12 protein-coding genes are annotated in these 10,410 nt (G+C 47.2%); 1 reads left to right on the forward strand and 11 read right to left on the reverse strand.

Annotated elements, in window-relative coordinates; genetic code table 11:
• Positions 1–244 precede the first annotated feature (244 nt).
• Positions 245–1,363 carry a UDP-N-acetylglucosamine 2-epimerase (non-hydrolyzing) gene (locus GTN70_10825; GenBank protein ID NIO17458.1) on the forward strand — a complete coding sequence of 373 codons (1,119 nt, stop codon included), beginning with the start codon at positions 245–247 and terminating at the stop codon, positions 1,361–1,363.
• A 25-nt stretch (positions 1,364–1,388) separates the two neighbouring features.
• Here GTN70_10825 and GTN70_10830 read toward each other — a convergent pair whose 3' ends face one another.
• The 11 genes from GTN70_10830 to GTN70_10880 form a co-directional block, all read right to left on the reverse strand.
• Complete coding sequence (locus tag GTN70_10830; GenBank protein ID NIO17459.1) at positions 1,389–1,616, reverse strand: hypothetical protein; 228 nt, start codon at positions 1,614–1,616, stop codon at positions 1,389–1,391.
• 114 nt (positions 1,617–1,730) lie between these two features.
• On the reverse strand, positions 1,731–2,561 hold the full coding sequence (locus tag GTN70_10835) for a glycosyltransferase (GenBank protein NIO17460.1): 831 nt from the start codon (positions 2,559–2,561) through the stop codon (positions 1,731–1,733).
• Entirely contained in the window at positions 2,558–3,427 is an 870-nt protein-coding gene (locus tag GTN70_10840) for a glycosyltransferase (GenBank protein NIO17461.1), read from the reverse strand. The genes GTN70_10835 and GTN70_10840 overlap by 4 nt, the downstream gene beginning before the upstream one ends.
• Before the next feature lie 69 nt (positions 3,428–3,496).
• Positions 3,497–4,756: a glycosyltransferase gene (locus GTN70_10845; protein ID NIO17462.1), complete on the reverse strand. Its 1,260-nt coding sequence runs from the start codon at positions 4,754–4,756 to the stop codon at positions 3,497–3,499.
• Positions 4,753–5,568, reverse strand: a complete 816-nt coding sequence (locus GTN70_10850; GenBank protein NIO17463.1) for an FkbM family methyltransferase — start codon at positions 5,566–5,568, stop codon at positions 4,753–4,755. The genes GTN70_10845 and GTN70_10850 overlap by 4 nt, the downstream gene beginning before the upstream one ends.
• A gap of 275 nt (positions 5,569–5,843) precedes the next feature.
• Positions 5,844–6,899: a glycosyltransferase gene (locus tag GTN70_10855; protein ID NIO17464.1), complete on the reverse strand. Its 1,056-nt coding sequence runs from the start codon at positions 6,897–6,899 to the stop codon at positions 5,844–5,846.
• Positions 6,880–8,028 (reverse strand): aminotransferase class I/II-fold pyridoxal phosphate-dependent enzyme, encoded by a 1,149-nt coding sequence (locus tag GTN70_10860; GenBank protein ID NIO17465.1) that lies wholly within the window; start codon positions 8,026–8,028, stop codon positions 6,880–6,882. The genes GTN70_10855 and GTN70_10860 overlap by 20 nt, the downstream gene beginning before the upstream one ends.
• A gap of 14 nt (positions 8,029–8,042) precedes the next feature.
• Positions 8,043–8,510, reverse strand: a complete 468-nt coding sequence (locus GTN70_10865; GenBank protein NIO17466.1) for an N-acetyltransferase — start codon at positions 8,508–8,510, stop codon at positions 8,043–8,045.
• Positions 8,503–9,516, reverse strand: a complete 1,014-nt coding sequence (locus GTN70_10870; GenBank protein NIO17467.1) for a Gfo/Idh/MocA family oxidoreductase — start codon at positions 9,514–9,516, stop codon at positions 8,503–8,505. Before GTN70_10870 ends, GTN70_10865 begins: the two co-directional genes overlap by 8 nt.
• 294 nt (positions 9,517–9,810) lie before the next feature.
• Positions 9,811–10,110, reverse strand: coding sequence for a hypothetical protein (locus tag GTN70_10875; GenBank protein ID NIO17468.1), 300 nt, complete (start codon positions 10,108–10,110; stop codon positions 9,811–9,813).
• Between the two features lie 105 nt (positions 10,111–10,215).
• The coding region (locus GTN70_10880; GenBank protein NIO17469.1) for a hypothetical protein at positions 10,216–10,410 on the reverse strand (195 nt) is incomplete at its 5' end.

The following is a 10,410-nucleotide window of genomic DNA, read 5'->3' on the forward strand; positions in this document are numbered from 1 at the left end:
TAGGGGAAGTATGCCGTTATCCGTGCTTCGTTCCCCATGTCGAACCGGTCGTCATTTAACAGGCAGAGAATTTTTTTCTTTCTCATAGCGGGCGTGATTCACGGGAAATCACGTCGAAATTTTTATTAGAATTATATCAGGATTATAATTGATGAAAATCGGTACTTTCACCTGAGCGGGTGACGTTTCAGGGGAAGGGTGCCGTTCGGTCAGCGTCCGTTCGACATTCAAGGGGAATCAGGAGATGAAAAGAGTACTGTTTATTTTTGGCACCCGCCCCGAGGCGATAAAGATGGCCCCGCTGGTGAGGGAATTTCGGAAATATCCGGCGGAATTCGAGGCGATCGTGTGCGTAACCGCCCAGCACCGGGAGATGCTCGACCGGTTCCTGGATTTTTTCGAGATCGTGCCGGACTTTGACCTGAATATCATGGAGCCGGACCAGAGCCTCTTCGACATAACTTCCCGGGCGGTAAAAGGACTGGAAGAGGTGGTGAACCGGTTTGTCCCCGATATCATTTTCGTCCAGGGAGACACGACAACGGCCTTTGCCGGAGCCCTGTCAGGCTACTACACGGGGGTCACGGTGGGGCACGTCGAGGCCGGGTTAAGGAGCGGGGACAAGCACGCCCCCTACCCCGAGGAGATGAACAGGGTGCTGATCGGGCACCTTGCAGACTACCATTTCGCGCCGACGGAAAGAGCGAGGGACAATCTGGCCCGTGAGGGAATAGCCGAGAACGTTTATGTCGTGGGAAACACGGTCATCGATGCCCTGCTTCTCTGCCTCGATACCATTCGGTCTCACGGGGATGAGCGATACGCTGAGTTTTTCGATTTCATAGATTTTTCCAGGAAGATACTTCTCGTAACCGGGCACAGGAGGGAGAGCTTCGGCGGACCTTTTCAGAACATATGCAATGCCTTGACGGATATATCCAAGCAGTTTGCTGACGTCGAGATTGTCTACCCCGTGCACCTGAACCCGCAGGTGAAAAAACCGGCCATGGCGATTTTGAAAGACATTGGGAATATTCACCTGATAGATCCGCTTGACTACCCCCATCTTGTCTGGCTGATGGAAAAATCATATCTGATATTGACCGATTCGGGGGGAATACAGGAGGAGGCGCCGACGCTGGGGAAACCCGTCCTGGTCATGAGGGATGTAACGGAGAGGACGGAGGGCATCGCGGCTCACACTGCGGAGCTCGTCGGGACGGATCCCGCAAGGATCGTGGCGAGAGTTTCAACGCTTCTTGGCGACAGAGACGAGTACGGGAAAATGGCGAGGGCGGAAAATCCTTACGGGGATGGCAGGTCGTGCGAAAGAATCACCCGTATTATAAGGGAAATGCTATGAGGGTTGCCTTCTGCATACGAAAGGACTATCTAACCCTGAGAGGCGGGGACACGTTCCAGCTGCTGAAGACGAAGGAGCACCTGGAGAAAAGGGGTTTTATCTTTTCGTCTGAGGGATTCAGGTGGCTTGCGTTCTGGATGAGAATGATTTTCTTCCTGCCCATCGTTCCGCTTCGTCTTGGTTGCCCCCCGTTCTCTTCACAAACCTGTGTCTTCTCAGCTGCCCCGCCGCCCTTCCGGTAATTGTTATCCATGCCAGATTTCTCCCCCAAAGCAACGAATCTTTTGGCAGAGAGGAAGTCTCAGGACCGGTTCTAAGTTCTCCGGCTCCAACAGGTTTGCTGCGTACCCAACGTCTCTATGAGGGATCAACCATCTGTTCTGCCGGGGGGTTGGCCCCCTCTTTCCCTCCGGGCATTTCCCGCGTTTTTCAACCGGAACTCCTTCTCCCATACCTTGAGGTATCTGATGAAGTAGTTGAGCCCGATGAGGGCGGCGAGGACGAACCCGTGCATACCGTCCCTGTAGCCCCGGTGCCTTACGTATCTTCCGAAGAACCTCTCGAGGGGCACGAGAAATAGTTTGATAAGGCTGAATTTCCCCCCCTTCCCTATCTCCTCATCCGCGTCCATGGTGCTGTAATGGTTGAACTTTTCAAGGAATACCTGGACGCTCTCGTATGAGTCGTGAAGCAGGGGGTGCTTGAAGGTTTTCACCTCTCCCTCCGGCTCGAACCTCTCGTGGACCCTTCCTCTCCAGGTGCCGCTCCCCTTCCTGTAGAGCCGAAGCTTGTGCTGGGGGTACCACCCCCCGTGCTCGATCCACCTGCCGAATATGAGCTCTTTCCGGGGCATCCTTCCGGCGGCATACCCTTCGCGCTCTTCCCCTTCGAGAAAATCGAGAATCTCTTCCGCGAGCTCCCTGCTCACCTGCTCATCCGCGTCGAGGTGGAGAATCCAGGAGTGCTTCGCCCGGGGATCTGCAAAGTTCCTCTGAACGGAGAAGTCTTCGGGCCAGGGATTATTGACGACCCTGGCGCCCAGTTCGTGAGCGAGATCGCAGGTTCTATCGGTGCTTCCCGAGTCGACCACGACGATTTCATCTGCAAACCGGGCGGAGTCGATGCACCGGGTGATTCTTTCTTCCTCATTTTTCGTGAGAATGATGACCGATATGTCGGCTTTTCTGGAGATGCTCACTTTTCTGCCCCGAAAATGCCCTTCTTTAAGTTCCTTGCGGCGTCTTCTACGATGTACCAGTAGTGGGAGTAGATCACCCTGTTCAGAGCATCTCCCGTGTGTTTCCTGTTTACCATGATTTTCTCGAGAGCCATCTTCCTGTAGGATCCGACCGTCTTCGACTCCGGGTGGAGCCGGTACCCGGATAGAATCGTATCACCCAGGTTTACGCACCTCGATATGGTGAGAAGCCGTATCCAGAGATCGTAGTCCATGCAGTAGGAGAGCGATTCATCCAGTCCCCCCGCGAGATCCAGGATCTCCCTTCTCACGAGGGAAGAGGGCTGGGCGAGGGTGGAGTGTTTGTGGTAGAGCAACTTCTCAAGAGAGAGGTCGGGGTAGGCGAGGGTCTTTTTCACCCGGTCCTGGTGATCGATAAAGGCCACACCCCCGTACACGATTCCGGCAAAAGGGTGTTCTTCGAGAGCGGCGACCATTTTCGTGAGGGCGCCGGGCAAGAGGACGTCGTCGGACCCGATCCAGGTCACGTATTTCCCCGATGCCCTCTTGAGTCCTTTGTTCAACGCATCCGTCTGTCCACGATCGGGTTCGCTCACCCAGCAGGTAAGGTGTTCGGCATACCTTTCGATGATTTCCCGTGAGTTGTCCTTCGAGCCGCCATCGATGATGATGTATTCGAGGTTCGGCCAGTCCTGGTTCAGCACCGACAGGATCGTCCTCTCCAGGAACTCCCCCTGGTTGTATGAGGGGGTGATGACGGACACCGTTGGGTAATGAGTAAAGTGTTCTTCTCCTTCGTGTCCTGCGTTCACTTTTTTCAAGATACTGATGTGTGAGGTAATTTCTTTTTCTATGTGTGAATGCATTTTATACTTGGTGATCCTATTGATATCGAGTACTTCGATTCGATGTGAATTGCAGATATATCCTGTTCCTCAAAGGTTCCTCTTAGTTCTGCGAGACAGTATATCATCATAAAGAGCCCTGTATGTTTTCGACTGGTTCGGAAGGGAGAATCCGGCTATAATTCTTTTCCGTGCTTCTCCTGATAAGGATTCCAGCCTGCCCTGGTTTTGAATGGCCCAGTCGATTCCTTCTGCGAGATCTTTAATTTCAAAAGGGCGTGCAAGATATCCGTTTTCCCTGTGCATTATCATGTCGGGCATCCCCCCAATATGGAAGGCAATTGTGGGCGTACCGCACGAAAGCGCTTCGAGGACGACATTTGACAGGTTTTCCTGGATGGATGGTGTGATTATCACATCGGAGGCGGAATAGAGGATCGCCAGGCTGATCTCGTCTCGGAATGTTCCCATGTAGTGAGACTTGAATCCCAATTCGGGTTTTGGCATTGGTTCAGATGCTCCGAAAACGACTAACTCTGCATTTCCCCCCCATTTTTTTTGCAACAACTGGAGTGCTCCACGCAGGTAATGAAATCCTTTTCTTTTATCGCTAGTGCTGTCCATTGCCCCGAAAAGTATGAGTTTTCTCGTAGGCGAGAGGTTGAGGATATTTCTCGCAACCCCCTTTTCTACCGGCTTGAATTTCTCGACGTCGATCCCGTTCGGGATTATTTTTACCTCCCTTTTACCGAGGAGGGTACTTTCCCTCGCACATTCGCCGAGCCACCTGCTTGGGCTGACGATCGTAAGATTCACCTTCTCCCAGGAATTCATTTTCCGCTTCAATATTCTGTGGGATAGATCTTTTTCCTTCTGAGATTTAAGAAGGGGGCACTTTCCGCATAAATTCCGGAAGCGTCCACATTCATCATCGTAATGGCAGCCACCGGTAAATGCCCACATATCGTGAAGGGTCCAGACAATCGGCTTCTTGAATTCTCTCAGGGTCTCGATTCGCAGAAACCCATCACAGACCCAGTGGAGGTGGATGATGTCGGGATCATATTCAATAACCTTTTTTCGAAGGGATTCGGGAACTGTGGAGGGTGAAAAGAGTGAATTCAGCCTATTTGGATACATTCTCAAAGGGAGTGAATCGATTCTTCTCCTTCTCTTCCCCGAACCTTTCGGGCTCTTGAAGGCAAAGTTTACGCTGGGATCGTCGGTATTTTTTGTCCCGACGAGCATTGATGCGTCGATGCCAAGTTCCCTCAGTCCTTTGTGAAGACGATATGCGGCGATTGATGCACCCCCCTCGTTATCGGAAGAACTAAGGGAAAGAACTTTCATAACTCCTCTCTCCAGCAGAAGATGTTCAATTGCATATCCATTTTTGCATACTCCTTGACTTCACAAAAAGGTCTGTCCGAAACTATTTCTGGCAGGATGTGGATACGAAATCCTTTTGCTTTGATTAGGTGAAGAATTTCAGGGAGTTTTTGTTCCTTCCTTGAAAAAGAATGGTATTCGACAAAAAGATTGAGGACATGAGAAAGAGAATCGGCAATATCTGGCATGACCTTATCTTCTGCCCCTTCGATATCTATTTTGAGAAAGTCAACTTCCCTGTTAAGGAAATCGCGTAATCTTACCGCCGGAACTTTTATTATGTTTGTTTCTCCTTCCATGGCTATCCTGCTTCCATCGGCCTTTTCTGTATAAAAATCCAAGGTTGTTTCAGAAATCCAGGCGGCTTTGTTGATTAGGCTGACCCCTTCAATACGGTTGACATGGAGGTTATGTTGAAGATGCTTAAATATGTATGGATCTGGTTCGAAAGCGAGAATTGTTGATGATGGAAATTGCTGTTTGAAGAAAATAACGCTCAACCCTATATTTGCACCGCAATCAATGATCAACGGGGATTCTTTGTCTGATCTGAAACTGTACATTTTCTTTACAAAAATCGATTTATACATCGACACAAAAGAAGCTGAATCTGGATAAGAAAGGTTTAGACCCTCAATCTTTATGAAATTCGGTGTGTAACGGGGAGTTTTTTTAAGTTTTTTAAGAATCAGTTTTGTGGAAATTCGATTTACCCATCCAGATCTTTTCACATCTTTTCGCAGAGGATTGCAAATGGAATTTTCATTAACCATGTTTAGAGTTCCGGGTATTCCCAATATGAAATTTGTCGTGATAGAAAGAGTAACATTTGTCGAAAAACACGTCTCATGAGACTTCTCCGCAATTCAGTTGTTGGTGCCGGAACATTTTAAAATCCCAATAAAAAGTGATAATAACCTCTATTTTTATCTATGTTTGTTGTCTTGATGAGTCCATTGGATGTATATCTATGTTAATTATCCTGCGAGTGCTTTTCTTTCTTTTTCAAGTGATGGAAGGCTTAAGCGTAGTATAACTCACTATATTGCTATCTGTATTTCCCTGTGGCAATTTCTAATAACTTCTCTGCACGATTTTTATATGTGAAATCAAATGATTTATTGAACGCATTTTCAACAACTTTTCTCCGTTCATCCTCATTTTGCAAGTAATATCGAATCTTTTCTACAAGATCATCCACACCATGGAAACATATCACTTCTTCACCGGGGACGAAAAAATCCGCGACATTTTCATTGTGCTGAACCATTTGCAGGGCCCCCCTGCAAGGGGGGATTTCGAACAACCGTGCATTGAATCCCTTCGAGACTCTTTCATAGTTGTCCAGCGGAATATTGATGGAAATCTTAGAGGATGAATAAATCTTTCTCATATCATCGATCTCGGCTCTACCTTTGAACCTTTCCCTCAATATGCTGTTTTTTTTTACATATTCGATCCCGTATCCCCAAAACGCGAAGCTCTCGTAATTCTCGGCTACTTTTTCCAAGATCTCGATTCTCCCTTTGTGGTGTCCAGTTATCCCCCCTACGAAGGACACATCGTGGGAATAGTTGAGATCGGGCTGATGGTAGAGCATTTTTTCATCGAAACTGGCCCCGAGATAGAAAAACCTCGAGAAATTTACCCCTCCCTCTTTCAGCATCTCCTCATACTCCACCGGGCACCAGACCATGTCATAATCTGCAAGCCTTTTTCGCACTTTCTCGGAGACCATATCGGGATATACACCGAACCACTGGGTGAGAAGCCCTTGATTGAGATATTTCTTTACCACTTTTCCATCGAGAAAATCATTAATTTCAGTGAAAATTAAATCGACGTTGTTGCTTCGTGCCTTTTTCCCGATCGATTTTGACAGGAGGTACTCATCGAACGGGATAATTCCCGTCTTTTTGAGCAGCCTGTGAAAAAACCTGTATAATCTGGGGAACGAATAAGCAAGCTTCGGGGGGAGAAGATAGCTGTTTCTGCCGTCGATTAGAACCCTGTGTCCATGATACTCAAAGGCCTGTTTCCAACCGTTAAAGAACTCATCACGGGCAATGTACTCACACTGATCCCTAATTTTGTGTTTCGCCATCCTGTGATATCTGATTTTTGTTATCAAGAGTATGTTCATAAAAAAAAGCAACCTCACTGGTGATGAACTTGATATCATCCGGTTCAAGGTGGTCTCCGATGGGAAGGCTCATCAATTGGGAGTCGAGTCTATTTGCCCACATTTCTTCATGAGATTGTCCACAATATCTATAGGCGGGAAGCTTCGGCAAACTCTCCGGATAATGAATGCCCGTTTGAACACCTTTTTCCTCCAGATATTTCCTCAGCATATTTCTCTTCTGTGTGATTATCACAAACAGGTGATAAACGTGTTTTGCCCACGTTTCCTCTATCGGTAATTTAACGTCTCCTATAGCGCTCAATTCATTCACATAGCGTTTTGCGATTTCACGTCTTGTTTCTATCCACTTATCGAGATGTTTCAATTTCACAGAAAGAATCGCTGCCTGTAAGCCATCGAGTCGTGAGTTTCTCCCCTCAAACTGGTGGGCAAACTTGTCTAATCTCCCATGATTTGAAATCATTCTACACTTTAGTGCGATATCATCATCATTTGTGGCGATAGCTCCTCCGTCGCCATATGCACCGAGGTTCTTCCCGGGATAAAAGCTGAATATTCCCCCGATTCCGAAGGTGCTTACCTTCTTCCCTTTGTATTCCGCACCATGGGACTGGGCGCAATCTTCGATAACGATTAGTTGATTTGTTTCTGCGATCATGAGGAGGGGTTCCATATCACATGGATGACCGTATAGATGAACAGCGATGATTGCCCTGGTATTTCCTGTAATTCTCTTTTTCACATCTTCAATGGAGATCGTATGGTTATCAGGGTTACAATCACAGAAGACTACTTTGTGGCCTGCGCGGGTAACTGCCTCAGCCGTCGCGATGAATGTGTTTGCAGGAACGATTATTTCTGAACCCTTGGGGATGTTAAGTGATTCGATCAGAATCTCGAGTGCATCTGTGCCGTTTCCCACTCCGATACAGTGTTTTACCTGGTGATATTGAGCAAACTCTTCCTCAAACTTGTTGACATACTTCCCCCCCACGAATGCGGAATCTCGAATAACATCGGTTATCGCACCGGATATTTCCCCTTTGATCGCCTCGTACTGCTTTCTCAGATCTAAAAACTTGATCATCTTTGAAAAATATGTCACTTATCTCGTATTTTTCTTGCGGGATTTCCGGCAAATACGCCGGGTTCAGATATATCTCTGGTAACAACGGACCCAGCACCGATCACCACCTCGTCACATATCATCACAGGTAAAATAGTTGCATTGGTTCCGATGGAAACGTTATTTCCAATAGTAGTCTTTTTCCAAAGATTACGGTTTCCTCCTGCCGGACCTCCCTCTTTGAAGGGGTCATTTATGAACATAACACCATGGGAGATGAAACAGTTCTCTCCAATTTTCACCAGCTCGCAAACAAATGAGTGGGATTGAATTTTCGTATTCTTCCCCACCACCACCCCTTTCTGGATTTCAACGAATGGACCTATAAAACAGCTATCTCCGATGGTGCATTCATAGAGGTTTACCGGCTCGATTATCACAACGTTTTTTCCAAATGAGACATCTCGTATCTGGATTTTCTTGATTACGGGTTTATTACTCATTGCCTATTCTCGCAGAATGATAAATTTTTTCTATTATCTGGACGGTTTTCAAGCCGTCAAAACCCGAAGCTTCAATCGTTCCGTTATTACCGAGCACGTCGATCACATTCTGGATGACTTTGTCATGGTTGGACATGGATCCCCTGTAAAACCCGTACTCATTTGGAGGTCTCGACTCAGGAATGTTTTTAATCTTGTATCCATCAATATTTTGATATTCGAGGACGTTCAGATACTGTCCCCCTATCTTCACTGTTCCCCTCTCACCGAAAACCGTTATTGACCCTTCCATGTTTTTCTCGTAGCTATTAACGGTGTAGTGTATAGTTCCGATAATACCCTCGAACATTTCGAGGATAATTGTTCCTGTATCCTCGAAATCAATAATGCCCTCATGAAGATAGTTCTTTGTGAAGGCATATGTCCTCTTCACATCTCCGAATAACCAGTAGAGAAGGTCGATGAAGTGACTGAACTGTGTAAAAAGAGTTCCTCCGTCTAAAGTGGTTGTTCCTTTCCACTCGGAACTGCGGTAATATTCATCATTCCTGTTCCAGAAACAGTTCACCTGTACACTGAATATCTTTCCAATAATTTTTTCGTCTATAAGTTTTTTGAGTATCTGAACGGGAGGATTGTACCTGTTCTGTTTCACCACAAATAACTTTCTGTTCGATTCCTCAGCTTCCTTTATCATCTTTTCACAATCCCTCGCGGTGAGGGCCATAGGTTTTTCACACAGCACGTGTTTTCCCGACCTCAAAGATTCTATCGTGTGCTCTGCGTGAAGTCCGTTCGGAGTGCAAACTGATATGACATCTATTTCTTTCTCACTCTTAAGCATATCCTCAAGGTGCAGGTAATATCTGCACCCGTACTCGCTTGAAAAGGTTTTCGCGGGATGTTCCCTGATGTCGCATACCGCATGTAATATTGCTAGTCTTTTTATATGCTCTGCGTGCCTCTGTCCTATCCTCCCGCATCCAACTATTCCGAATCTGACCACGAAATCCTCCCAGTGTGAATTACAAATATCTTAAGTGTATTCATATATTTCCAGGAATTCAACGTGGAAAATCGTACAAATCTCCCGTATTAGACCATTTTTCCAGATGTTTTCCTATGAGTACCAACGATAATAAATCAGATTTGCCCTCGCTTAATAATATACCCCTAACTTGGTCAAAACGGATGGTTATATTTTTAATATTTTAAGGGTAAGAGAAACAGATAAACCTTTGATCCTCCATCTAATAAATCGCTGAATCTCATCAAGAAAAAAACGAGCACCCGATGATATTTATAGGTCTTCCCCCGAAGGTTGAAATCTTTGCAACTCCAGCAGCCGTGTGTACTTTATGAACGTCCCGAGCCCTCCCATACATGAGATCACGAACCCCTGCACCCCGTCGAGAAACCCGAGGCGAATGAAATACCGGTAGAGGAAGGTGTAGAGGGGGCGAACCGTCACGTGGTGCCACCGTGCCCGCCGTCGCCTTCGGTAATACTCTTCCGCTGAAATCGTCGAGTGGCGAACCGTCCTCGATAGGTAGGTGGGGAGGTCCCAGGCTCGCATGCCGTATGACGAGAATATTTTCACCCTTCATAGATCGACAGTCTCGATGCGGAGGGCTTCCCCGCAAAGGGTGCAGGCCGCCGTGTGCTCCGGCCGCCCCTGGGAGCGGATCGTGCCACCGCTGACGTTTTAATCCCACTTTCCGTTCAGTTTATCATGGTAAATCTGCAAAATCGCATCCGCTAACCGGTTGACGTCGTATTTTTTCGCGAAGGCGGGGCCGAAATTTCTCAGGTCATTCTCGAGACCCGGGTTGTCAAAAAGCCGCAGCATCTCTTTTGAGAGATTGTGCACGGTAATCGGCTCTGCCTGCCCGAGATCGCC

Source organism: Deltaproteobacteria bacterium (assembly GCA_011773515.1).
Lineage (GTDB): Bacteria > Desulfobacterota > Deferrimicrobia > J040 > J040 > WVXK01.

Excerpts from the sequence above, each read along its gene's own strand:
- GTN70_10850 (NIO17463.1), bottom strand. The coding sequence starts at position 5,568 with ATGGTTAATGAAAATTCCATTTGCAATCCTCTGCGAAAAGATGTGAAA.
- GTN70_10860 (NIO17465.1), bottom strand. The coding sequence starts at position 8,028 with ATGATCAAGTTTTTAGATCTGAGAAAGCAGTACGAGGCGATCAAAGGG.
- GTN70_10840 (NIO17461.1), bottom strand. The coding sequence starts at position 3,427 with ATGCATTCACACATAGAAAAAGAAATTACCTCACACATCAGTATCTTG.
- GTN70_10855 (NIO17464.1), bottom strand. The coding sequence starts at position 6,899 with ATGGCGAAACACAAAATTAGGGATCAGTGTGAGTACATTGCCCGTGAT.
- GTN70_10825 (NIO17458.1), top strand. The coding sequence starts at position 245 with ATGAAAAGAGTACTGTTTATTTTTGGCACCCGCCCCGAGGCGATAAAG.
- GTN70_10830 (NIO17459.1), bottom strand. The coding sequence starts at position 1,616 with ATGGATAACAATTACCGGAAGGGCGGCGGGGCAGCTGAGAAGACACAG.
- GTN70_10865 (NIO17466.1), bottom strand. The coding sequence starts at position 8,510 with ATGAGTAATAAACCCGTAATCAAGAAAATCCAGATACGAGATGTCTCA.
- GTN70_10845 (NIO17462.1), bottom strand. The coding sequence starts at position 4,756 with ATGAAAGTTCTTTCCCTTAGTTCTTCCGATAACGAGGGGGGTGCATCA.